The 22962-nt window shown below is 61.9% G+C and carries 19 protein-coding genes; 2 read left to right on the plus strand and 17 right to left on the minus strand.

The window, feature by feature from the left end:
• Window positions 1–32: 32 nt before the first annotated feature.
• The 4 genes from catC to JOE41_RS20005 form a co-directional block, all read right to left on the minus strand.
• Entirely contained in the window at window positions 33–311 is a 279-nt protein-coding gene (gene catC / locus JOE41_RS19990; protein ID WP_043481034.1) for a muconolactone Delta-isomerase, read from the minus strand.
• A 25-nt stretch (window positions 312–336) separates the two neighbouring features.
• Window positions 337–1440: a mandelate racemase/muconate lactonizing enzyme family protein gene (locus tag JOE41_RS19995; protein ID WP_209753368.1), complete on the minus strand. Its 1104-nt coding sequence runs from the start codon at window positions 1438–1440 to the stop codon at window positions 337–339.
• Window positions 1437–2381, minus strand: coding sequence for a LysR substrate-binding domain-containing protein (locus JOE41_RS20000; RefSeq protein ID WP_209753369.1), 945 nt, complete (start codon window positions 2379–2381; stop codon window positions 1437–1439). Before JOE41_RS20000 ends, JOE41_RS19995 begins: the two co-directional genes overlap by 4 nt.
• A 123-nt stretch (window positions 2382–2504) precedes the next feature.
• Window positions 2505–3908, minus strand: a complete 1404-nt coding sequence (locus JOE41_RS20005; protein ID WP_209753370.1) for an aromatic acid/H+ symport family MFS transporter — start codon at window positions 3906–3908, stop codon at window positions 2505–2507.
• 283 nt (window positions 3909–4191) lie between these two features.
• Between JOE41_RS20005 and JOE41_RS20010 the strand changes: the two genes are divergently transcribed.
• The gene (locus JOE41_RS20010; RefSeq protein WP_209753371.1) at window positions 4192–4890 is read left to right on the plus strand and encodes a maleylpyruvate isomerase family mycothiol-dependent enzyme; all 699 of its coding nucleotides are present in this window, start codon (window positions 4192–4194) and stop codon (window positions 4888–4890) included.
• Window positions 4891–5105: 215 nt separating this feature from the next.
• Here JOE41_RS20010 and JOE41_RS20015 read toward each other — a convergent pair whose 3' ends face one another.
• From JOE41_RS20015 to JOE41_RS20040, 6 genes are all read right to left on the minus strand, one after another.
• A complete protein-coding gene (locus JOE41_RS20015) occupies window positions 5106–6374 on the minus strand; it encodes an integrase core domain-containing protein (protein WP_245200770.1) in 1269 nt (422 codons plus the stop codon).
• A gap of 112 nt (window positions 6375–6486) precedes the next feature.
• Window positions 6487–7775, minus strand: a protein-coding gene (locus tag JOE41_RS20020) for an IS3 family transposase (protein WP_209753372.1) whose coding sequence is annotated in 2 segments (ribosomal slippage) — window positions 6487–7502 and window positions 7502–7775 — 1290 coding nt in all. Because the reading frame shifts where the segments join, the coding sequence is not laid out codon by codon here.
• A gap of 674 nt (window positions 7776–8449) precedes the next feature.
• Complete coding sequence (locus JOE41_RS20025; RefSeq protein WP_209753373.1) at window positions 8450–10597, minus strand: Ig-like domain-containing protein; 2148 nt, start codon at window positions 10595–10597, stop codon at window positions 8450–8452.
• Entirely contained in the window at window positions 10594–11103 is a 510-nt protein-coding gene (locus JOE41_RS20030) for a hypothetical protein (RefSeq protein WP_209753374.1), read from the minus strand. The genes JOE41_RS20025 and JOE41_RS20030 overlap by 4 nt, the downstream gene beginning before the upstream one ends.
• A gap of 1 nt (window position 11104) precedes the next feature.
• Complete coding sequence (locus JOE41_RS20035; protein ID WP_209753375.1) at window positions 11105–12244, minus strand: hypothetical protein; 1140 nt, start codon at window positions 12242–12244, stop codon at window positions 11105–11107.
• 75 nt (window positions 12245–12319) lie between these two features.
• Complete coding sequence (locus JOE41_RS20040) at window positions 12320–12781, minus strand: hypothetical protein (RefSeq protein ID WP_209753376.1); 462 nt, start codon at window positions 12779–12781, stop codon at window positions 12320–12322.
• 921 nt (window positions 12782–13702) lie between these two features.
• Between JOE41_RS20040 and JOE41_RS21075 the strand changes: the two genes are divergently transcribed.
• Complete coding sequence (locus JOE41_RS21075; RefSeq protein WP_307800747.1) at window positions 13703–13936, plus strand: histone-like nucleoid-structuring protein Lsr2; 234 nt, start codon at window positions 13703–13705, stop codon at window positions 13934–13936.
• A gap of 859 nt (window positions 13937–14795) precedes the next feature.
• Here JOE41_RS21075 and JOE41_RS20050 read toward each other — a convergent pair.
• The 7 genes from JOE41_RS20050 to JOE41_RS20080 form a co-directional block, all read right to left on the minus strand.
• Entirely contained in the window at window positions 14796–17291 is a 2496-nt protein-coding gene (locus JOE41_RS20050) for a hypothetical protein (RefSeq protein ID WP_209753377.1), read from the minus strand.
• Window positions 17292–17472: 181 nt separating this feature from the next.
• A complete protein-coding gene (locus tag JOE41_RS20055) occupies window positions 17473–18003 on the minus strand; it encodes a hypothetical protein (RefSeq protein ID WP_209753378.1) in 531 nt (176 codons plus the stop codon).
• A gap of 30 nt (window positions 18004–18033) precedes the next feature.
• Window positions 18034–19322 (minus strand): IS3 family transposase gene (locus tag JOE41_RS20060; RefSeq protein ID WP_209753372.1). Its coding sequence is split into 2 segments (ribosomal slippage): window positions 18034–19049 and window positions 19049–19322, totalling 1290 coding nucleotides; the frame shifts between segments, so codons are not numbered across the junction.
• Between the two features lie 259 nt (window positions 19323–19581).
• Complete coding sequence (locus JOE41_RS20065; RefSeq protein WP_209753379.1) at window positions 19582–19791, minus strand: hypothetical protein; 210 nt, start codon at window positions 19789–19791, stop codon at window positions 19582–19584.
• Between the two features lie 132 nt (window positions 19792–19923).
• Window positions 19924–20442 (minus strand): pentapeptide repeat-containing protein, encoded by a 519-nt coding sequence (locus JOE41_RS20070; protein ID WP_209753380.1) that lies wholly within the window; start codon window positions 20440–20442, stop codon window positions 19924–19926.
• Window positions 20443–20947: 505 nt separating this feature from the next.
• Entirely contained in the window at window positions 20948–21718 is a 771-nt protein-coding gene (locus JOE41_RS20075) for a hypothetical protein (RefSeq protein WP_209753381.1), read from the minus strand.
• Window positions 21719–22109: 391 nt separating this feature from the next.
• A complete protein-coding gene (locus JOE41_RS20080; RefSeq protein WP_209753382.1) occupies window positions 22110–22466 on the minus strand; it encodes a hypothetical protein in 357 nt (118 codons plus the stop codon).
• Window positions 22467–22962: the final 496 nt, after the last annotated feature.

The following is a 22962-nucleotide window of genomic DNA, read 5'->3' on the forward strand; positions in this document are numbered from 1 at the left end:
CACGGCCGGTTTTGGAGGCCTCGCGGCGGTGACTACTTGACGTCGGATGGGTGCTTCGCGAGCGGGACCACCGAGATGTCCATGTACGGGAACAGCGGCAGGTTCTGCAGGATCTCGTGGAGTTCGTCGTTCGAATCGACGTCGAAGATCGAATAGTTGGCGTATTCACCCACCACCCGCCAGATTTCCGGCCACTTGCCCGAGCGCTGCAACTGCTGCGAGTAGGCCTTCTCCCTGGCCTTGATCTCCGCGGCTTCGCCGGCGGGAAGGTCTGCGGGCAGGTTTACGTCCATGTGGACCAGATACTTCATGAATGTCCTTTCGGTAAAGCGGTTGTTAGCGGTCGGTGCGGTAGCGCGAGAGCTTTTCTTCATCAACAGCGGTGCCCACGCCTGGGCCCTCGGGAACACGGATGCGTCCGCCGGTGATGGCCAAGGGCTCGGCCAAGAGGTCGTCGGCCATGTCCAGGTAGTTGGACAGCTCCGCTGCCCGCTTGGCTGAATGCGCAAAGGCGGCGCCGAAGACCACCGAGGCTACCGTGCCGACCTGAGTGTCGATCTGGTTGCCTATATAGACATCGATGCCCATACCCTCGGCCATGCCAACGATTTTGGCCGCCTCGGTAAATCCGGACCGGGCAGTCTTTACCGCCAGGAGGTTCGCACCGCCGGTGAGGATCTCCCGAGCGGCCTCGCCAAGGTTGGCAGCAGATTCGTCCGCGGCGATCGGGATGGCGGAGTTGGTCACGAGGCGACGGCGGCCGAGGACTTCGCGGGCGTCGTCGGGCTCCTCCAGGAACTGCAGACCCAGGTCTGCCGTGCGGCGTAGCACTTCCGCGGCCTCGTTGGCTGACCAGCCGCGGTTGGCGTCCATGTACAGCTCAGCGTCCTCGCCAAGACCCTCGCGTAACACCCTGGCGGCCTCAATATCCAGGTTAAGCGGGCGGCGGCCGGTCTTGAGCTTGAACGTGTTGATGCCATAGGTCTCGCGGAACTCCAACGCCAATGCCAGCAACTCCCGGGCAGGCTTGAAACCGAGCATGTGGGAGACCCGGAGCGAGTCGGTGTACCCGCCCAGCAGCCTTGTCACCGGTTGCCCGAGAGTCTTGCCGATGACGTCCCACAGGGCGATGTCTACGGCGCCCTTAGCCGTCTGGTTGTGAACGGTCCTGTGCAGGATTGACTGAACCTTCTCCCGATCAAGAATATCGACACCGATCAGTTGCGGAGCGAAAATGTCCTCCACCACCGCCACGATCGACTTCTGCGTCTCACCATAGGTGTAGGGGCGCGGCGGGGTATCAGCGGTTCCCACCACGCCGTCGTCGGTGCGAAGCCTGACGAGCACGTGATCTGCCTCGTGCACGGAACCGGAAGCGAAATGCAGTGGATGAAGATATGGGATCGAGTAGGGAATCGCCTCAATGGCTGCGATCTTCATGAGCGAGAAAGCCTTTCATCAGTGGGAAGCGGCACAGGGTCGGGGGCCGGGGCAGGCACCGTCGGTCCCGCAGTTGCGGTGGCCACGATGTCCAGAAAGTTACGGAGCAGCGCAGAGTGATGCCCGCGCATCCAGGCGACCGCGAGCTCCACATCGGGGACGTCTTCAATTTCGCGGTAGGCCACGCCTTCAAGCTGGAAGGCCTGCACGCTGGACGGCATCACCGCCACCCCGCCGCCTGCAGCTACAAACGCCAGCATCGTCGAGGTCTCACCAACCACCTGGGTAATGCGTGGCTGGAAGCCCGCCTGGCGGCACAGGTCCGCGGTGGTGCGGTGAAGCACGGACTCGGGCGGGTAGGCGATGAAGTCCTGGTCCTGCAGCTCGTGCATCGCCACGGGCCGATCCACGGCCAGGGCACTGAAGGAGGGGAGCGCGACGACGAGCGGCTCACGGGCCACAGTCCGATAGTCGATGTCTTGTGCTGCGACCGGGGGCCGCAGCAACGCGGCGTCCAGAGTACCGTTCCGCAGGCCCGCTTCCATGGACGGCGTGAGCATTTCGCCGTGCAGGGCCAGGGACAGGCCCGGCAGCAGCTGTTTGGCAAGTCGGGCTACCTGGGGCATGACACCATACGTTGCCGAGCCCGAGAAGCCGACCCGCAGGACGCCGGTTGCGCCCCTTCCCACCTGATAAACATCAGCCTGAAGAGTCGCCACGTCATTGACTATCTGCCGTCCCCGATCCAAGAGGAGCTGCCCCGCCGCCGTGAGGTCCACCCTGCGGGTGGTGCGGTTGAGTAACTGGACTCCGATCTGGTCTTCCAGCTGGCGGATCTGCTGCGAGAGTGGTGGCTGGGCCATGTGAAGGCGCTTGGCCGCGCGGCCGAAGTGCCGCTCTTCAGCAACCGCAATGAAGTAGTTCAGTTGGCGGATGTCCACGGTGGTGCCGTCCTTCAGCTAACCGGCCCGGCGATGCGGCCGTGGCTTATTTATTCAAATAATAACCATAATAAGCCTCACTAGGATATCCAAGCCACGTAATGTTGCTGCGATGCCGGTGGATCATGCGCGGCGCGTAGACGTTGTGAACTGCTCAGCAGGAATGCTGTCTTCTGCCCGACCCTCTGCGATTTCTTCGACCTTGTGCTCGGCCTCCTCCAGCTTCGGCTGACGCGGCACCAGCACGGTGACCGCGGCGCCGACCAGGGCCACGGCCCCGTAGATGTAGAAGGCTGTGGATCCGCCAATGCCGGCGGCGGCCAACCACCCGCCGATAATCGGACCGAGCACGCCGCCCAGCCGTCCCACGCTTGCGCACCATGCGACGCCCGCGGCCCGTGCGTTGGTGGTGAAGTAGTTGGACTGGAACCCGTAGATCAGCACCTGGGTTCCCAGCGTTCCCACGCCTGCGAGGGCGACAAAGGCAAAAAGCAGCGGCAGCGGAAAGCTGAAGGTCATGAGCATCAGGGAAATGGTCGCCAGCGCAAAGGTGGCCGCGACGACCCGCTGGGGACCGCTTCTGTCCGCGAGGCGGGACGCAAGCAGGCCGCCCGCCACTGCGCCGAGGTTCAGTGCCAGCGGGAAGAACAGCGAGTACGTCCGCCCGTAACCGTAGCCCTCCATGATTTTGGGCAACCAGGTGTTGAGTCCATATGTCAGCAGAAGACCGCAGAAGGACATCAGGCCCAGCAGAATCGCTGCCACGGCAAACTGGCGGGAAAACACGGCCGCAAAGCCTGATTTCTGCGGCGCGGCGCCTACCTGCCGGATGATCCGCTCCTCGATGAGCGGGACGCCGGTGCGTTGTGCGGCAGCGAGGGCCTCCTGTTCGCGCCCCCGGGACAGCAGCCATCGCGGTGATTCCGGGAGCTTGCGCCAGGCAATGGGCAGGAGGATGACCAGCGGCAGTGAGCCTATGATGAAAAGCCCGCGCCAGCCGATGCTGTCGAGGAAAAGGATGCCCAGAATGGAGGCCAGGACGCCGCCTGCCGGGATGCCGGAGTACACAATTGCGTTGTAGAACTGCCGCCTTCCTGCTGGTGCGAATTCAGCCATGGTGGCGCCGGCGCTGGCGATAACGATTCCCAGGCCAAGTCCGGTCGCAAACCGCAGGGCACCAAAGGCAGGGACGCTGGTGGCAAAGGCTGTGGCGAACATGCCGATGGAGAACCAGGCTATTCCCAGGAGCATCAGCCGGCGTCGGCCGAAAAAGTCGCCGACAGCGCCGCAAACGAGTGAGCCGACGAGTACCCCGATGAGAGCCCAGGAGCCGAGGAGCCCGGCGGTGACTGCATCGAACGCTCCGATCTGGCCCGGGTCCGCGAGCAGCCCTGGCAGGACGGTGCCGTAAATGACAAGGTCGTAGCCGTCAAACAGCAGGGCTGTGCAGATAATGAAGGCCACCCAGTTGGCGGTGCGTGCCTCCTTCTGTGGATTGTCGGCTAGAACGGCGTGCGGTTGTGGCATGGTCCCTAAGTCCTCTCTGACTCAAGTGGAGGCCTGCGGCGCCGGGAGGATCCGAGGGGCCGTCCTCCGGGTGCTCTCAGCCTGACAGAGGTGTGACCCGTGACATATGAGGGGAATACCCGGCTTTCCGCCCGGGGGCGATTCATATGCTGTGGATCTGAAACGCTCTCTTTGCGGAGTTAAGCCCTCGGCAGTGCTGCCCCTCTGAGTCGAGACGATCTGGATATGGAAAGACGGGGCAGGAACGGTGGTTTGAAAACTGGCCCGTGGGTAGGCTGGCACAATGATCAACCCTTCACGCCTTTACTCGGACCTGTCCCGCCTAGGCAGGGAAACGGACATGTTTCTGGCTACCGTTGAGTCCCTTGCCGACGACGAGCTGAGGGTTCCCTCGCTGTGCGAGGGATGGAGCCGTGCCGACGTTATTGCCCACGTCGCATCCAGTGGACGCGCCCTGGTAAATCTCATCGACTGGGCAACCTCCGGCGAGGAACGTCCCCTGTACGCCTCACGAGAGGCCCGCTCCTTGGAGATCGCTGCTTTGGCCGCCCTGCCGCGGGAGGAACTCATCGGGGAACTGCGGGAGTCCGCCCGGAACTTTGCTGAGCAGGCACAACGGCTCAGCGGCGAACTCGCGGCCACAGAAGTGCAGGTAAGCGGCAAGCCGGTCCCCGCCACGTCCATCGTGGCGCTCCGGATTGCCGAGGTGGTGGTGCATCACCACGACCTCAACACCGCCTGGACCGTCGAAGAGGCCGATCCGGATTCGCTGCTGAACGCCCTCGAAGCCGTAGTGCGGTCCCTGCGCGCCAAGGGTGCTCCCGGCATGACGCTGGTGACCGAAGAGCGTGATGAGTGGGTCATCGGCGACGGCGAATTGCGCGTTGTGTCCGACCGTGAGGGCCTGCTCCAGTGGCTGGCGCGCGGGGACGCTGAACATGTGGATATTGACGGTCCGGCGCCGGCACTGCCGTCCTGGTAAGCAGACCCGCCCAGTCCGAGCTAGAGAAGGCCTCGCCGCTTTGCTGGTCATTGAAACCGGCACCTACCGCTGATTCGGACTATGTTCGGTTCGTTCGCCGTGGGAAGCATGCTGCTGGTAACCGATGTTCCGGTGATCAGAGTCACGGCAGACTTCTGGACCAGCAAAAAAGGGCCGGAAATGTGATGTCTCGGGACATGGGTGACAGTTCTGTATCAGGAGATCGGTGACATTTCGTGTATCAGGACTTCGGTGACAGTTGCGGGTTGTTTCACGGTGCGTCCTGGGGGCTTGCCGTTTCCGACTGCTTTGGTCCCGGCCGGCGGGTAGGGGTAGGACGTGATGTGGGTGCCCTGGTCATCGAAGAACTGGATCGTCGCGGGGTCCCAGAGCGCGTGGATGGCCTGCCGGGCGTAGGGTCTGCCGATCATGTAGACCACGCTGTTGATCGTGACTCTACCGTTGGGGTAGGCGATGCGGGTGGCCTGTCCGATGCCGCGGGTCCCGTCCTGCGTGAGGGCCGGGACAGGTTTCGGGTGTGGTGCCTCGGCGGCCGGTGTGGCCTCCCATGCTTGTCGCGGGGTGATCCGCCCGGGCAGGCCCTGGTGCGGGCGTTCGGTGTTATAGAGCTCATCGAACGCGTCGACCTGCTCCTGGAGCTGTTCAAGGGTCCCGGCGAGGGGTTGTTTGTCCAGGAACCGGAACAGGGTCTGATGGAAGCGTTCGTTCTTGCCCTGCGTGGTTGGTTTGTACGGTTTCCCGGTGATCGCCTCGATCCCCAGGGAGGTGACGTACGTGAGGAGCTGGCCTTGATGGCCCCGCCGTGAAGGGTTCAACGCGGCCCCGTTGTCCGTGAGCAGTTTCTGCGGTACCCCGTGCGCGGTGATGCCCTTCTTCACCACCGCGATCGCGGCCTCGGACGTCTCCCCAGCGGCGACATGGGAGGCGACCGCAAAACGGGAGTGGTCATCGATGAGCTGGAAAATCACGCATTTACGGCCACCGGTGAGGACGTACTCGGTCGCATCCAGCTGCCACAGACAGTTCGGGGCCGGGTAAACGAACCGGCGATACGCGGCCCGGGGCTTCTTCCGCGGCTGCAGCCTCGCGACACCGCTTTGACGGAAGATTCTGGCCAGCGACGCGACCGAGGGCACCGGTTCCAGGCCCATGGACTTCATCTTCTCGAACACGCTGATCGGTCCGTGGTCCAGGCCCGAGCGCTCCAATGCCGCCCGCACCCGCAGTGCCTGCTCCCTGGCCTCATCACTGATCCTGGACGGGCTCGTGCGCGGCCGGCGGGACCGCGGTTCCAACGCCGCGGCCGGGCCCTCGGCCCGGGCCCGGCCCAGCAACACGTAAAACGTCTTACGGGAGATGCCATGCTCGCTACAGAACGACGTGACGGCACCCCGCGGCGGATCATCCGGCCACTGCGAGATCGCTAAACGGACACGAGGATCAACAGGCTCAAATCCACTCATCCACCCATCAAAATGGCAGAAGTGTCACCACCAAGAATCCCTGAACTGTCACCGATGTCCTGATGCACAACTGTCACCCATGTCGCGAGACATAACTGAACCGTCCCGGGAATCATGCCGCCTGTTTGTTGGCGGCGTCGTCGGGCAACGAGCCGGTTAGTAGATCGTAGTATGTCTGCTCATATTCCTCTGGCGTCTGGTGGCCCAGGGCGGAGTGCAGGCGTTCGTTGTTGTACCAGTGGACCCACTCGAAGACGATCTCCATCACGTCGGTTTCGGTCTTCAACGCCCCTGCGCGGAACGGTGAATTCTTCGCGACGGCCTCGTTCTTGAACAGCCCCATCACGGTCTCGGCGCCGGCGTTGTCATAGGCATCACCCACGCTGCCAATCGAGGGCTGCAGGCCCTCCAGGGCCAAGGTGTCGGTGTAACGGATCGAGGTGTATTGGCTTCCCGCATCGGAGTGGTGAATCAGTCCCGCCGGCGCCGGCCGGCCGGTGTGTTCGCGCCGCCACAGGGCCATCCGCAGGCAATGTTCGACGAACGCGGTGTCCTTGATCGTGGAGGTTTCCCAACCGACGATCGCCCGGGAGTACAGGTCGATAACCAGGGCGACGTAGACGAATCCGGAGTAGACCGGGACATAGGTGAAATCAGTGACCCAGATCCGGTTCGGGGCCTCGGCCGTGAAGTCCCGATTCAGCAGGTCGCCGGCACGGCGGCCGTCCTTGCCCGGGATGGTGGTGCGGGTCCGGCGGCCCCTGATGAGCCCGTTCATGCGCTCTTGGCGCATGAGTCGGTCCACGGTGTGTTTGGAAGCTTCCGGGAAGCCGTTCCGCCGCAGCCACTGCGTCATTTTCCGCCGCCCGTACATGATCTCCGGCCGGGGCCGTCGCTTCACATCCAGGACTTTCAGACTGCGGAGCGTGTCGATGATGCGCGCGTCTTCGAAGGTGCGCAGGGCCGGCAGACGCTTCTTCCACGCCCGGTAGGTTCGTGCGGCGACCTGCACGCCCTGCTCCCGCAGGACGGCACAGATCGACTCGACCGCATAACCAACAGCGCGCATTTCATCGATGAACCGGCAGATCAGCGGCGGCGAGGGTCGAGCTCCCTCGCGAAGAAAATCGAGGCCTGCTTCAGGATCTCGTTGGACTCCTTCAAGTCCCGCACCTCAGCCCGCAGCCGCTTGATCTCCTCCAGCTCGTCACTGCTCGGACCGGTCTTCTCACCGGCATCGACCTGGGCCTGGACAACCCAGCGGCGCAGCGATTCAGGGCCGACGCCGAGCTTTGGCGCCAGTGCCTTGCAGGCAGCATAGACAGACGGGTATTCGGACAACCGATCCAAGGTCATGCGCACTGCACGGTCACGGACTTCGGGCGGGAACTGCTTGGGCATAATCACTATCTTTCTCACAGAAGATAGCGGCATCAAACCCGGGACGGTTCATAACAGCTTCGGATCGGGTCGTACTGGTGGCGGACTGGGCCGGATTGCGGATTTTGCGGGGGAGTGGCGGAAATGCAAGGGCTGGAACCCGGTTCGAGTCCCACCTTGGGCACGCATGACCTCTCGTCAGAGGGGTTTTTGCTTTAATGTGTGGATATTGTCCCTCGTTGGGTCCCTCTGACGCTGTCCGCGGTCTGTGCCTGGCGCCGCGGTCGCCTGTGAAGTTATGTGGGTGGCGGGGTCAGAGCCGTGGCTGCAGGGCGCTCTGCTTGCTGGGATGTGGGGTCATGTGCCGTCCCTTCTTGCTGTTCCGGTGACAAGATGTTGGCCTTCACTCGTTCATGGTCAGGAGTTGCGGTGACGACATGACGAAGCAATATCTTTCGGGGTGGTTCTTCATAACCCACTACGCAGGCACCTCCACAACCGGCGCCTCGTCCACGTCCACGTCAAGCACCCAATCAGGCGATCCAACAGACGCGATCGGGCGCTTGTTTGTCCCCGTTGCTGGAGTTCGGCGTGACACCTTCCGGTAGATCCCCGGCAGAACCAGATAAATCACCCGATTCTTCCGGCATGCCTATCGGGAGTTGGCCTGACGCCAGCCTGTTCTACAACGGTAGTCAGAACATCGATGCGAAGTTGGTGCCCACGGTGGTTGTCCCAAGAGGGTTGCCGGCTAGATCGGTAAGGCCTGGGGCCGGAGTGTAGGAAGGTGCGTCCTTGACGGTGGTGGTGCCTGAAGTTCCGCTGGCGGCTTTCCCTAACCTCATGGTGAGGATTTTTGACCCGTTCCAGCTAACGGAGCTTGCGTTGTTTCCGTTGCCGCTGAAGGTGAGCGCGGTTGTCGAGGCGTACTTGGCGTTGCCCCCCAGGGGGATGGAGCCGATGTTTAGCGTGCAGGTCGCGCTAGTGACCGTCAATACGTTGGCTGTGCTGATGGTGACGGTGATGTCGTTGTTGCCGCCGAGCGTCTGAGCGGATCCGTTGTTGCTCCAGCTGGCACAGAACTTGCTGGCGTCCATTTGCTCGGAGTACTCGATAGATATGGTGTCGCCCAAAGCCGCTACACCAACCCCGTTGTTGTCTTGAAGTTTTATGGCTGCGTTGGCTGCTAGTGCCGGTGCCAGGATGTCTTTAGTGTTGGGTCCCGTGGCCGTGGTTGTGGTGCTGTTGCCGGCCGCATCGGCAGTGGCGGCGGTGTAGGTGAGGGCGCCTTCGCCGAGCGTGGACAGATCCATCGTTGTCGACCACGACGTGCCCGAAGTCGTGGCCTGTTTGGTCACACTATTGAGAGCGGCATCCCTTACGGTGACGTTGACGATGGTGCCAGCCTCAGTGTTGCCGCTAACGGGGGCAATGAACTTGGTGTTGTTGTTGACATAGGCCGGTGCGCTGATCGTCAGAGCGGGGGCGAGCGTGTCCTTCGAGCTCGTCGGAATGGGGATAACTGGGGTGCTGGTGTTCCCTGCCGCGTCCTTGACCGTGACGGTGTAGGTGACCGTTCCTTGGTTCAGGGTTCTGAGGTCGAGGGTGAGGGACCATGTACCGGTCCCTGATGCGGCAGTGCCTGTAACCGTGTGGGGGGCGCCGGAATCAGAGGCCGTGACAGTTACGGTCGCGCCGGTCTCCGCGGATCCGGACACCGGGACAGTGGAGGCGTTGGATACGTTGATGTAGGCCGGGACAACCAGGCCCTGCGCCGGGAGCGGGGCTGCGGTGTCCTTGGTGTTTGTGACTGTGGTCCCCGGGCTGGTGTTGTCGGCGGCGTCGGTCGCGGTCGCCTTGTAGGTAATTGTTCCGGGGTTGAGGCTGCTCAGGTCGAGGCTGGCGGACCAGTTTCCCGTGCCGGAGGCGGTGGGCGCTGGCGTCGCGGTTACGGAGTGGGCAGCGCCCGCATCGCTGGCAGTAAGGGTGATTTTGGCGCCGGCTTCTGACGTGCCCGTGATGGGCACCGCTGCCACGTTGGCGGAGTTCACATAGGTAGGAACGCTACTGAACCCCGGCGCGCCCGGAGCCGCGCGGTCGATCCAGACCGTCTGCGTCTTAGCGGACGCGGCGTTGCCTGCCTTGTCCGTGGCAGAAAAGGACACCGTGTGCGTTCCGTCACCGCTGACGGGGATCGTGGCCACGGCGCCGCCCACCGTCTGCTGCGCGCCGCCGTCGACGGTGTAGGTGACGGAGGAGACACCGGATCCAGCGGCGCCGTCATCGGCCGTGACGGTTACGGTGACCGGGCTGGTGTTATTCCACCCGCCGAGGTTGGGCGTGGGCGAGATCGAGGCCACGGACGCGACGGGGGCGGTGGGGTCATTGCTGACGCCATTGCTGCGGGGGCCTTCCGCGCCCTTCCAGAGGGCGATGGCCGGGGTCACGGTGTAATACCAGATGCCGCCCTGAACGTTCTGTTCGGTGCAGTTGAGGGCCGTGACAGTCCCCGCGCAGGCGCCGGTGGCCGGGATTCCTGTTCCGCCGGTGGCGGTCGCGTATCGGGTCACCGTGTACCCTGTGGCGGGCTGTCCGGCGGCGGTTGTGCCTGCCGGCCACGACACGGCTAGTGCCGTGCCGTTGGCGGTCACGGTCGGTTTTGTTCCCGGTGTGACGGCGTCCGCGTTGGCGGCGGCGTAATTGCTGCTGCTCACCGATCCCCAGAAGGCATAGGCGGCCGAGCCGGTGCCCAGCAGTAACAGGACCATCCCCATGATCCAGGGCAGGTGCATGCGACGCCGCGGCCCGCGGCCGGGGATTGAGGGCTCGGGTTCAGGGCTCATTTGCGGACCGCCATGGTGACTGGGAGGTGGAAGGTGGCGTCTTGGCACGCGGATTGTGATGTGGAGTCCATCGCGGCCGTTGCCGGGAGACTGATCAGCACCGTTGAGTTCGGGGGGACGAAGGTCGCCGGTGTGAGAGGGGTCCCGGTCCCGGCGAAAGTCACGCCCGTGGTGGTGCATCCTGGGTGGGCGTCATCGGCGGTGGCGGGGCCGTTGGGGGAGACGCTGTAGACCTGGACCGTGTACAAGTTCGGGTTGGTGACCCGCAGGATAACGTCCGCGGTTCCGCCGGGGATGAGTGCTGAGCGCGGGTTGTCGCCGGAGATGAAGGCGTCCACGGTCACGGTTTGCATCGTGCCGGCGGACTCGGACCCGGTGCCTGTACCGGTGCTGGTCCAGTAGGCGTAGGCGGTCCCTGCCCCGAGGGCCAGGGTGAGGGTGCCGGCCAGGGATGCGGCTGTGAGACCGCGGCGGCCGGCGCGGATCGTGTGTCCGGCGGTGGTCATCTCAGTTCCCCTGTCCTGATCCTGAGTACGTGAGCTGGAGGGTTGCGCCTTTGCAGCCGTCCTGATTGGTGCGGGTGTCGAGCATGCTGACGCGGGGAATGTTGGACGGTGCAATGCCGAGTCCGGAAAGGGTGGTGCTGCCGGGCTGCACGGTCAGGGGGTAGGGGCCGTTGTATTGGGTGAGGGTGTAATCAGCAGCGGTGCACGGGAGGTTCCGGTTGAGGGCGTCCGCGCTCCGGGTTACTCCTGCCAGGGCCACGGAGATGTTGGTCAGCGACAGCGGTTTGGTGTTGGGGTTGCTTATCCGAAGATCCAGGCCCGCCGACGTTCCGGGGGACAGGGATCCTGGCGTGTTTGCTGAGAGCGTGAACTGCTTCTTTGTGGAGTCCAGGACCAGTTCGGTGTTCGCGTAGGCGTATTGGGTCTTACCGGCGGCGTCCTGTCCGGAACTGACCAGGTACAGGTTGTAGCTTCCGTCCGGGGAAGCAGCAGCCGTGGAAATCTGCAGTGACGTGGCGCCGCCCGTGACCGGATTGGGGGAGAACGATGCGGTCGCGCCGGCCGGCAATCCACCCATAACGCTGAAGGTGAGGGGGCCGGTGAAGTTGTTCCGGGTCACTTGCACCGTGTAAACGGCTGTCGCCCCCGGTGGGACGGTGACCGAGGCCGGGGCGGTGCCGAGGGAAAAGGCTGTGGTCATCCTATAGTTCACGGTGAGACCGGCTGGGACGCTGCCGCTGATTTTGCCGCTGGTACCTGTGATTGTGAGTTCGTTTGTGCCTGCGGGCGTTGTTGGTGCGGTGGTGAGTTTCATGGTGGCCGACGATGTGCCGCCGGCGGCCAGCGTGAGCGAGGCCGGTGAGAAGGTGGCGGTTGAGCTGGAGGGCAGCCCGGCCACCGCAAGTCCGACCGGCCCGGTGAAGCCACCGGTGGATGTCAGGGTAAGAACGTAGCTGGCGCCCTGGCCCTGCTGGACGGACTGGCTTGCCGGGGATGCCTGGACGGTGATGCCGGGTTTGGGGTTCTGGGCTGCGGCGGCGAATACCCCTCCTGCGCTGGCCAGCATGACGACGAGGCCAATCAGTGCCGCCTTGATGGCCGGACGCAAGCGATGCCGCGGGTGTCCGTCGTGTTCGCGCACCCCGTGCCCCTTCTCTCTGGTTCGATGATCGCGGGCCGGGGGCTGGTGTACTCCCCGCCCCCGGCCGCTGGTTGGCTACTTGCTGCTGACGCTCACAGTGATCGTGGCGTTCTTGCAGCCGTCCTGGTTGACGGCGGAATCATCGTTGAACGTGAGGGTTCCGGTGCCCAGGGCTGTGCTGGTGGCGCCGCCGAGTACGGTGGTGGTTCCCGCAGGAACGGTGGCAGTGAACCATGCGGCGTCACACCCGGCCGCCGTGGTGCTGACCACAGGGTTGGTCAGTGTCACGGGAGTGCTGCTGGTGTTCGCCGAATTGTCCGCCGTGTAGGTGATGGTCTTCGCCGGACCGCCGGGAACAACCCCGGGGTCGACCGTCACATTGATGGTGACGGGGTTGGTGCCGGAGGCTGCCGCGGCAGATCCCGAACCGGAACCGGTGGTGCTCCAGTAGGCGTATGCGGCGCCGCCGCCGACAGCCACCAGGGCCACGGAAGCCGCTACGGCCGCGATCTTGTTCTTCTTGGTCATTTTGCGCATGGGAAAGACTCCTCGTTTGATGAGACTGGCAATGCGTTCCCCCAGGATGGCCCCAGTCCTTCGGGCGCCGGTCGGTGGATCGATGGCCCTAATGCTGGTGGGATATGAGCTGGCGAACAACACGTGTCAGTACTCGTCTTTCCTCATGACACAGGCCGCTCTACTTGCTTGCGGGTACCAACTACTCGAACCGCTCACTGCACTGATCTTCGTCAACGCCTGTCGCAGAACATGACTCAGTTAACACCTGACTGCGGAAACCGGGGCATTCGAACGACCCGCAACCCGCCAGCCGGTCGGCCCGGCGAATTAAGCAAGTAGTCTTAGCATTCGTGTTGCGGGCTCATCGGGCAAGGAGAAAAAATTCGTCATCGGGGGCGGCCCGGGACTCGGTTACAGCAACAAAGTGACCACCGAAGTCCCGGCCGGCGGCTGAGTGCCCGTCCGGATGAGTCCGTCCTAAGGAAACTCCTGACCCTGCATAGTCCGTGGAGCCAGACGGGCGGCATCGGGGCTCGTGAGCCCCGGCGTCATGGCTCATGCGTCCTAACGGCCGGATAACGCAACCACATAGGAGGACTTACTATCCAGATAACGCCTCCGTACCGGGTCTCCAGGGTTTGTGGCGACGCCACAGGAAGATATCGACAGCTCTCGGTGGACGGCTGCAATGTGCGGCGACCCCGGCTCGCCCGTTCCCGTCCGTTTAGCGCCGGGTGTGATGAGTTCCGTCGGTCCGACTCCGCCTATTTATCGAGTTGTTTCACAAATTTGGCAAGAAAAGTGCCGGATTTGAAATTGACTCTGAGTGAGAACCTATTTGGCATGGCGAAACGAGTAATAACAACGCTTGAAGGCGATCTTGACGGTTCCGAAGCGAATGAAACAATCATTTTCTCCATTGACAGTGCTGAATAGGAGATTGATCTCAATAATGCCCACGCCGTCGAACTGCGTGAGGTCATTAGCAGATACACCGCCGTGGCACGAAAGAGCGCCGGACGCCCAAAGCCGGCACGGCGTGCCAGCGCAAGTGCGGGCGGGGGCAACGATCCCAAAGCGGTCCGCGCATGGGCGATAGAGAACGGTATCCCCGTGAATGGCCGGGGCCGCATTCAGGCGGACGTGATGGAACTCTACACAGCAGCGCACTAGCGCGTCGTTGTCAGGAATCGTTCCTCCGGAAGGGGGAAGGCGGCCCTGAGTCTTGGCATAAGTCAAGAGAATCAGGACCGGAGGCTAAACTACTGCCGGTCCTGATTTACGTTGCGCCTAATTAACGGTCCTACCGTACAGAATCGCAACTATCAGCGTCGAAATTGGATCGATTTCTTTGATCCTTGTTCGCGTCAAACTAGCCGGGAATTCGGAGCCAGCGCTTCTCCAGAAGTCGTAGCTGTTTATTGAATTGCTGTCTTGTGTTCCCTGAAGTCGTTGTGAGACCAAGATTTCAAGATGGCTTCGTACGACGCCACTTGGGCGCATACGGTTAGGAGTTCCGGTGGAATTTCCTCATCGAGCATCAGATCAGCCTTGTCCGTGATGACGTCGCGAATCCGTCGGTTAGTTGGCATGAACACCCGTTTTCATCCACAACCGCCATGCGGCGGCGTCGGCAAGAGTAGGCGGTCATCTTTGATCCCAGAACTGACCCGAGGGGCGGTACTTGGCGCTGAACTCTTTCCAGGTGCGATTCCAGGTGCGCTGGCCAGCGTGAGAAGTGGCCCGTAGTACTCGGAGAGCTGCCGATCAATACGCGCTAGCCTCGCGGCGCGGCTAGCAACACCCCAAAGTTATGCCCGAATATTCCCCCGTCTGCACACCGGCAGGACGCTGGGGAATTCTTCTTCCGCGCCTTTGGATGTGCGCTTTAAGCCGAGGGCGGTGACGGTGCCCCTTGGACCAATCGGTCAAGTTTTTCCGATCTGTCTACACCAGACTGAAACCGCAGCGGCGGGGCTGCGCCAGCGCTGACCAGCGGGTGCCCGCGTTGCTGCCAGAAGCACCCTTTGTTCTAGTCCTCGGATGCTGGCTGCGAAGTCCTTCTGCCTTTTGTGAGCGACTTGAGCCATTCCAGAATGGATACTTTGAGCACTTCGATGACGCTCTTGTAAGACAGGTGGGCGAGGTCCTCACCGGTTTTGTATCGTTTTACGATATTTTCGGCTACGGTTTTCGCGACCCTGTCCCTTTCGATGTCGTTCAGTGCTCGAAGAGCGGCGAAACTGGCGAGGCCCAGGGATGCCAATTCATCCAGTGTCTGTGAAGCCCATTTGCGTCTTTTGAGGTCCGCTGTGAACGAGGTCTGAAGGCAAGCAATATCGATGATGGCTCGTCTGATCATCGCATCGGCTGGGATGACATCAGCGAGGGGGTCGGGATTGCTGTGGAGTTTTGCGAGGATCGAGGCGTTGCCGTAGCCCGCGCAGCGCAGCCGGTCGGTGTGAGGCTTGACTGGGCCGCAGGAAAATAGGTCAGCAGCAGGATCCTGCAGGAAGGATTCCCTGTAGGCATGGCGCTGTCGAAATTCCCTGAGCTGCGGATCAGTCAGCATCCAGTTCGCCAGGCGCGGGTCTACGGCTGCGCGTTGGAGTAGGGTGACGGCGGCTTTATCGTCGTTCGTCGTCTCTATCGGTTTGGGCCCCGGAATAATGTCACTGTCCAGCAATTTCCAGCTGTGTTTGGAAGCGAAGTAACAGGCGTCGTTGTAGGCTCCTGTCGGGCTTTCAGCTGGTTTCTCTTCCGGCTTTTCTGTGCCGCTCATCGTCTCCAAATGGGCAAACAGTCGTCTCAGACCGCCGGAACTTTCTTTGATCGAGGCAACGATCGGCTGGAGTTCATCAATATGTCCTGTTCTGGCCACGAGTGCATCGAGGTCCGCGAGGGCTGTGCGTGCCTTAGCTACCCGGACCGATGTCTTCTCGGGGTCTGGGGGCTCCTCTGCGAATACCGCGTTGGTGGCGATGACCGTTCGGGTGTAGCACGTACGTAACTGAATGGCGGTGTTGGACAGCCCGATGTTGGTAAGTTCGTCCTCTCGTCCTTTAAGCCACTCCCGGTACTCGATGAGTACTCTCGGGTCTGTCGAATCCCGGTCCATTGCATGGCGGAACGCCAGCTGTGCGGCCACGTTGTTCAGGTCCAGGTCCAGCGCTTGACCCAGAACCTGCCGGCGCTGTTCCTTGTGTGAGTCTTCCTGCAGCCGCGTGCCGGCGATGAACTGGAGTCCGAGGCTCTGCCAGTTGGTTGCGCCCGCCAGACCATTCGTTATTGACGGGTGAGCCTTGGCCAGGGTCATGAGTATGAATGCGGACGCCAGGTGCAGGGGAGCGTCCCTCAACCGATCGTCAGCCGAGTCCTTCGTGTCAGCATTGGCAGCGATGCAGGCAAACGAATGAGAATCGATTACGGCAGACCCAACGGCGCGGCCGTTTCGGCTGATTGACACCGTGCGTCCATTTTGTTCGCCTTCGATAGCAGCTACCCACGGAGTCGTACCTGCCAAGGCCGTGAGAAAACTCCTGATGCTTTTGCCCAGCGTGCTCTCAGGAAGGGCGGCTAGAGCGTCCGTGAGTGCTGTTACGTCGGCACCACGGGGAACTTCCAGCCCTTCAGGTTTTTTGGTGCCCAGTTCGTAAAGCAGGGCCGTGACGAGGGCAGCCTCTGCTCGTTTGTCCTGGTCGTCCTCATGAGTGACTTTGACTTCGAGGCGAAGCCTGGTGGCGAGCCACCAGGCTGTCAAGAAAAGACCGAGAAGCCCAGATACAACGGCGAGGATAAATGCGGTGCTTCGCGTTGCTGACGAGCCTTGAAGGTACAGCACGGTTGCCAGTCCTGTGGGGATGAGTGCGGCGAGCAGAAGTCCGGCACGAAGTGACTCCGGCGGCTTCCGGCGTCGGAGTGGGAAGTGCGCGTCGTCGTCGGCCCGTAATGCGAACGCGGCGCTAGCGGTCGTGACCAGGGCGATCAAGCCGAGGACCCAAATCCCCTGTTTGAACAGCCCGGCAAGGCCAAACGTAAGCATTGCCGAGCTGGAGACGAGTTGTAGTAGACCGACAATTAGGACCATACGGCGCCTGGTGCCGGTCGGGGTGCCTTCCAGTGCGGGCCACTTCACGATCAGGAGAACGAGCAGCCGGGCAGCCAGAAGCAAAACTAGTAAGGTAGCCAGAAAGGGGGCCAGGAGAGCGGCTAAAGGCGTGAGCTCATCGTCGATGAAGTCTTTCCAGCTCTCTTGGAGTTCTTGGAATGCGGACTTCTCCGCTTGCTTGGCGCCGTCCTTGGCCGCTTGACCTGCTGTCCGTGCAGCTTCATTGTCCCTATTGGCAACTTGTGCAGCGTCTGCGGCCGCTTGGGCATCCGCCCATTTGTGATCCTTGAGGAGTTCTTGTGCTTCTCGAGTTTTTGTGGCGGATTCGTCGATCCGTTGTGTGGCAAGGCGTGTTTCATCGGCGCAGGGCCTGGGGGTATTGGCCGCCGAGGCTTCGGCGGCTTCAATAATGAGGGCCAACGCGTGGACTGGAAGTCCCCTGCGCACTAGATTTTCTGCGGTAGAACACACGGGGACGACGGCACTCTGGGCGTAGACCTGCGCCGATGCCGGGTTCGGGACAGATACCAGGGACAGTCCGAGGATGAGGGTGAGTGAATGCAGGATGGCTCTGGCCGGCGGGAGGGGACGCATTCGGGTGCTACTTTACTGGGACAACCGGGTAGGCGTAGCACAGTAAGGCTGCCGCAGCCTTGTCTTCGGGTGACCCTTGGGCCTTGATGGTTGCCAGTTTTTCGGCGAGGTCGGTGGTGGCCTCCTGGAATGCAACTGCATCCGTGTAAGTCATTCCGATCGCGCTGGTCACAGAATTCTGGAATTGTGCCGGACTCGTGATTTTCCCTGCCATCGAGTCACACGCTACGCCGACGCCTGCGGAAACTGCCTTATCGTTTTTTTCGGCTTTGGCAGCTTCTGCCATCCGGTCCACGCGTGCCCGCGGCATCGACCAGCCTTGGTACGTGTCGGCTTGGCCGGCGACGGCCGTCACCTCCTCGGCAGACGCGCCGTACCAGGAGGCAAGGCTGGAAACATCCGATGAGGCGACCTTGATTTCGGCGGTCTCTCTGCCTAGTGAGCTGGATACTTTGGATACAGCGCCCTTTGCCAACTGGACGGCAGCCTCTCGTTCTCCGGTGTTGTAGCGCGCCAATCCCGTAAGAGCGATTGTCACGGCCGTGAGTACAATGAACCGTCCCGGGAATCATGCCGCCTGTTTGTTGGCGGCGTCGTCGGGCAACGAGCCGGTTAGTAGATCGTAGTATGTCTGCTCATATTCCTCTGGCGTCTGGTGGCCCAGGGCGGAGTGCAGGCGTTCGTTGTTGTACCAGTGGACCCACTCGAAGACGATCTCCATCACGTCGGTTTCGGTCTTCAACGCCCCTGCGCGGAACGGTGAATTCTTCGCGACGGCCTCGTTCTTGAACAGCCCCATCACGGTCTCGGCGCCGGCGTTGTCATAGGCATCACCCACGCTGCCAATCGAGGGCTGCAGGCCCTCCAGGGCCAAGGTGTCGGTGTAACGGATCGAGGTGTATTGGCTTCCCGCATCGGAGTGGTGAATCAGTCCCGCCGGCGCCGGCCGGCCGGTGTGTTCGCGCCGCCACAGGGCCATCCGCAGGCAATGTTCGACGAACGCGGTGTCCTTGATCGTGGAGGTTTCCCAACCGACGATCGCCCGGGAGTACAGGTCGATAACCAGGGCGACGTAGACGAATCCGGAGTAGACCGGGACATAGGTGAAATCAGTGACCCAGATCCGGTTCGGGGCCTCGGCCGTGAAGTCCCGATTCAGCAGGTCGCCGGCACGGCGGCCGTCCTTGCCCGGGATGGTGGTGCGGGTCCGGCGGCCCCTGATGAGCCCGTTCATGCGCTCTTGGCGCATGAGTCGGTCCACGGTGTGTTTGGAAGCTTCCGGGAAGCCGTTCCGCCGCAGCCACTGCGTCATTTTCCGCCGCCCGTACATGATCTCCGGCCGGGGCCGTCGCTTCACATCCAGGACTTTCAGACTGCGGAGCGTGTCGATGATGCGCGCGTCTTCGAAGGTGCGCAGGGCCGGCAGACGCTTCTTCCACGCCCGGTAGGTTCGTGCGGCGACCTGCACGCCCTGCTCCCGCAGGACGGCACAGATCGACTCGACCGCATAACCAACAGCGCGCATTTCATCGATGAACCGGCAGATCAGCGGCGGCGAGGGTCGAGCTCCCTCGCGAAGAAAATCGAGGCCTGCTTCAGGATCTCGTTGGACTCCTTCAAGTCCCGCACCTCAGCCCGCAGCCGCTTGATCTCCTCCAGCTCGTCACTGCTCGGACCGGTCTTCTCACCGGCATCGACCTGGGCCTGGACAACCCAGCGGCGCAGCGATTCAGGGCCGACGCCGAGCTTTGGCGCCAGTGCCTTGCAGGCAGCATAGACAGACGGGTATTCGGACAACCGATCCAAGGTCATGCGCACTGCACGGTCACGGACTTCGGGCGGGAACTGCTTGGGCATAATCACTATCTTTCTCACAGAAGATAGCGGCATCAAACCCGGGACGGTTCACAACGAGCTTGGCGCCTGGTTGTCTGCGCATCCGAGGTCCTTTCTTCCTGCAGGACCCCAGCCCCCTTGGAATAAGGGCAGTGTGGCACTGGGGATAGCCGATTTCAAGGGGCGCCGCACTACGCAGCAAAAGCCTGGCTGGGGCAATGGCGAGTGCTGGAGCCCTTGCGGCCGTGATCCCGGGGCATCCCTGCCCACCCGTAGGAGGCTAGTCAGGCGGAGGCGCAGGCGGGTTAAGCGCTTCCGTCTCGAGCCTGGACCGCACGCTCGGCGGCATCGTTGCGCACGCATCACCGTCGGCTCGTTTGTCAGCGTGATCCATCGCAGTGTCGGTGATACCGACGGTGGCAGCAGCAGCCTCCGAGCCGCCCACGCCTTCGATCTGTTGCGGAACCCAGACGTTTAGTGCCGTTGACACGTTGCCCGGTATGAATGAGGCGCTCCGGGTGTTCCCGGCTAATTAGCGGTGGGTTTGCTCGGTCGGCGAGAGCGGGACCAGCACTCTGGCGTTGGTCCCGAAAAACTCCGGGACCCCTTCGAAGCTTGCACATTAGAAGCCTTGCGGGATGCAATTCTCATATTGGACCGGAGGAGCATGGAATCCTTCTGGCCATTGTGTTGCTCCATTGCAAGTGTTCGTAAGGTTGGCCTTATCCAGATTGCGCGCGCCTCGGAAATTCGCACCGCCCAGGTCTGAGTTGCTGAAATTTGTTCCTTCCAAGTCCGCGCCGGAGAAATCCGCCCAGGACAAGTCCATCGTGGACATGTTGGCGTTCTTAAGCTTGGCACCGGTGAAGTCGGCGTAAACGAAGCATCTTTCCACCAGTTCTTTGTCTTTGCACCCGAAGTGAAGACCTTTCAGGCTCATCCCTTCGAGGTCCACGCCTTGGAAAGGCATCGCGGGTACGTCACCTTGAAGGTAGACGTCTCTTACAAATCTCAAATCCTCAGCTCGTTCTTGACGAACTGCTATGTTGTTGTCCCACGTGAGCGCCACGACCGAAAGAAGTGTACCGCTCACTAGCCCACTGATAATTCCGGCGATAATGTCATGCGCCAAAGGCTTCATCGATAGCTCCCAAACAAGTGCGTTGGAATAGGTCCAAGGTCTCGGATTTGAGTTGCGCTCTGCAAATATCTTCAACCCCTAGCGCGCTGCCGAGCAGAACCGACGGGAGCAGGTCATGGGGTAACAGTAAAGAGGCGACCCACTGCGTAGATGGCCCGTCCCCCGTCGCTTCCGCCGCAGCATCCGACTTCTTCCATGCTCCCACCGCGCTCGATGAGTTTTGTGAAGATTTGTGCGTGTCGTCGAACCGGGCGACTGTACCTGTTGACCGAGAACACACGGGCGAAGGACCCAATGTGATGGTATTCCGGCGACTGTTGACCACTCAAAGATCCCGGGCTGCCCGTGTCGGCTAACGTCCTCTGCTGGGGAAGAGTAGCGCTCAGTCGGCTGCCGGATCGGGCAAAAATTGATTAGTTGCCCAACTACAGGACATATTCTCCGCTATTGGCCTGCACGCAGCAACTCACACTTCCGAGCCTTGTGCTTCATCGGTAACCAAGGGCTAATCAACGACCGCCACAGATTCGCATCCAAGGCCACCCGAGTGCCATTTGATGGCTTGGGCCACGCCGTCAGCGGTCCGGTGAAGGGACGCAGCGATGCTGGAGGGGAGACCCGATAAAGCACCTTTCTGTCGCATGACAATGGTGTAGATCTCAGACCAGGTTATCCAGGCGAGACAGAATGGAATTGAGGCGAGCAAAGCCTCATAGTCTTCAGCAGTCACTCCCGCACGGGCGCACAGGGACTCAAGACCCACGGCAACACCGGCGTCGACCTCGTGGCGACCGCTGCCGGCGAGCCTGATGGGTGGGGCAGTGGTCAGGACCAGCAGGAGCAAGGGCGTGAGGTTACCGCTGTGCGTCTGCAGGCAGAGCAGCTCTCGAGGAAGCTGCTCGACATTGAACGTCGCGCCTCTCCTGAAGCCTTTGGCCTCCACTAACAGTTGGACTGAAGGACCGGTCACCCAGACGTCCGGCTGAACGTCAATTTTGAGGGCCGGCAGCTGGAGACTGCCCGGCAGCACGTCGAGGTCAGCAGCTTCAGCCTCATTGGCGGCCGCAAGTCGGGTTTGGTCGGCGCCATGGGCACAACGCAGGACTTCCCCGAGAAACAGGTCTCGCGGGAGGTTAGACAGGCCCTGAAAAACCTCTGCAGTCAGCGGGTTTTCCATGCCGCGACCGCCTTCCCGGTAACGCTTCACGTTGCTGCCCTCCCACGACACCTCGTCCAGTAGCCGGCTTATGACTGAGGGCTTGTGATCAGGTTCCATACCCACACGGTAATGCCCGTCACAGCCATCATCCACTTGCACGGAGGCTGACATGTCGTCTGTCGCCCTTCGTGCGGGAGAAAGGTGCCGATGGCTGGCAGCTAGTGCCCGATAATGGAGGTTTGGACAAAGCCTTGAGTGAAAACTGAGCGCACCCCTATCTATTCTTAATAATCATTTGCAAAATTTGACTCGCTGGAATTCCATATACAGGCTTGCCACAGAACCGCCCCGCTTGCCAGACGCCAAATTCGTGAGCGTTGGAGTGGGGTTGATCCTTTTTCACTCCGTCCGGGTATTCCGCCTACCCAGGGGCTAACTAGGCGATCTCCACTTCCCCGCGCTCGGGGCCGATAAGAAGGACACAGCCGATCGGAGGGTCGGTTCGAGGCTAGCGCATTGGCCGTTCCGCGTGGCGCCGCTGCCATTGCCATGCGTGCCAGAACAGAAGGCAAAGAACGACAACAAGTCCAACGAGCAGCGCGTGGGGCGCGAATGTCATCATCAGGAATGAAATGGCCGGCGGCCCACCCACAGGGCCCGGATTGAAGGTCACGGTCGACAGGACTGAGATGCCGCCGACGACCAGCACGGCGGCCAACAGCCACAACACGGCGATAAATGGATTGACGGACCAGTGCCTATGTTGACGGGATGAACCCTGCGCAATGTCCCGCGCGTGGACCGCAGGATTCTCGTCCTGGTCTACTTCCCGAAAGCCGATTCCGCTCGCTGATGGCTGCTTCATGCTCCCCCAAATGATCCTTCAACCGGTAGCTCTGCTAAACGTCAACCCTAGCGTCAGTCGGTTGCCTCGCTGCGGCGCCAGGAGTTCTCCCTCCGCGAGTACCAGATACCTCTCAGGGTGCTATTCGCGCGACCGATGCCGTTCAGGTGAGAAGTACTGGGCGCCTCGGTCACGTGACTCGGCGCTGTTTCCAGTCGTATCCGTGACTCGGGGCTTGGACCTACTTGGGGAACGGACTCTTCGATGACCGTTTCGCTGGGGGATGCCAGAGCGATCCCCACGAAAGCCGACGACGGGCAAGCCTCCGGTCAGCGCAAGCCCTGAGGTGAGGCGCAGGCTCCGCCGCCGCCTCACCTACTAGGGGTCAGCCTTGGCCTTGGCAATGATTATTCATTGTGGCAACGCGATGAGTACTGGCGCGAACCTGGCAGGGACCCCTTAGCATCCCGAACGCTTCCCTGAGGGGCTCATACGATAACTAGCCGCACGCCACAAG

Origin of the sequence: Arthrobacter sp. PvP103 (genome assembly GCF_017833075.1) — a bacterium.
Taxonomy (GTDB): Bacteria; Actinomycetota; Actinomycetes; order Actinomycetales; family Micrococcaceae; genus Arthrobacter.

Coding starts and splice junctions, on each gene's coding strand:
- catC (WP_043481034.1), bottom strand. CDS start 311: ATGAAGTATCTGGTCCACATGGACGTAAACCTGCCCGCAGACCTTCCC.
- JOE41_RS19995 (WP_209753368.1), bottom strand. CDS start 1,440: ATGAAGATCGCAGCCATTGAGGCGATTCCCTACTCGATCCCATATCTT.
- JOE41_RS20005 (WP_209753370.1), bottom strand. CDS start 3,908: ATGCCACAACCGCACGCCGTTCTAGCCGACAATCCACAGAAGGAGGCA.
- JOE41_RS20010 (WP_209753371.1), top strand. CDS start 4,192: ATGATCAACCCTTCACGCCTTTACTCGGACCTGTCCCGCCTAGGCAGG.
- JOE41_RS20015 (WP_245200770.1), bottom strand. CDS start 6,374: ATGAGTGGATTTGAGCCTGTTGATCCTCGTGTCCGTTTAGCGATCTCG.
- JOE41_RS20025 (WP_209753373.1), bottom strand. CDS start 10,597: ATGAGCCCTGAACCCGAGCCCTCAATCCCCGGCCGCGGGCCGCGGCGT.
- JOE41_RS20030 (WP_209753374.1), bottom strand. CDS start 11,103: ATGACCACCGCCGGACACACGATCCGCGCCGGCCGCCGCGGTCTCACA.
- JOE41_RS20040 (WP_209753376.1), bottom strand. CDS start 12,781: ATGCGCAAAATGACCAAGAAGAACAAGATCGCGGCCGTAGCGGCTTCC.
- JOE41_RS20070 (WP_209753380.1), bottom strand. CDS start 20,442: ATGAAGCCTTTGGCGCATGACATTATCGCCGGAATTATCAGTGGGCTA.
- JOE41_RS20075 (WP_209753381.1), bottom strand. CDS start 21,718: ATGGAACCTGATCACAAGCCCTCAGTCATAAGCCGGCTACTGGACGAG.
- JOE41_RS20080 (WP_209753382.1), bottom strand. CDS start 22,466: ATGAAGCAGCCATCAGCGAGCGGAATCGGCTTTCGGGAAGTAGACCAG.